Below are 612 nucleotides of genomic sequence, written 5' to 3'. Positions count from 1 at the left end.
CGGTAGACACCCTTCGTTTGCGGGGCTTGCCCGGCACCCAGCCCTTTTCGTCCTGAATTTCGCGCCGCGCCGCCAGTTCTTCGTCTGAAACGGCCAGGTGGATTGTGCGGTTTGGAATATCGATTTCGATCCTGTCACCGTGTTGGACAAGTCCGATCTCTCCACCCTCGGCGGCCTCCGGCGATACGTGACCGATCGACAGGCCCGAGGTGCCGCCTGAAAAGCGGCCATCCGTCAGCAAAGCGCAGGCTTTGCCCAGACCTTTCGATTTCAGATACGATGTCGGGTACAGCATCTCTTGCATCCCCGGCCCGCCCCTTGGCCCTTCATACCGGATCACAACGACATCGCCTTCTTTGACCTTGCCCGTCAGAATGTCGCTGACCGCCTGATCCTGGCTTTCGCAGACATAGGCTGAACCAGTGAATTTCAGGATGTTCTCATCGACACCGGCGGTTTTCACGATACAGCCGTCGCGGGCAATGTTGCCGAACAGAACCGCCAACCCACCATCCTGACTGAACGCATGGTCTCTGGATCGGATGACGCCGGTCTCCCTGTCTGTGTCCAGCTCTTTGTACCGGTTGGACTGGCTGAAAGCCTGCGTGGTGC

The 612-nt window shown here is 58.8% G+C and carries 1 pseudogene; it reads right to left on the bottom strand.

The features are described 5' to 3' along the window. Positions 1-612 (bottom strand): annotated as a pseudogene (locus ACR0LL_RS21295) (dihydroxy-acid dehydratase); the annotation flags it as partial.

Source organism: Ruegeria sp. AI2, assembly GCF_056541275.1.
This window is presented reverse-complemented; position numbering and strand designations above follow the sequence as displayed.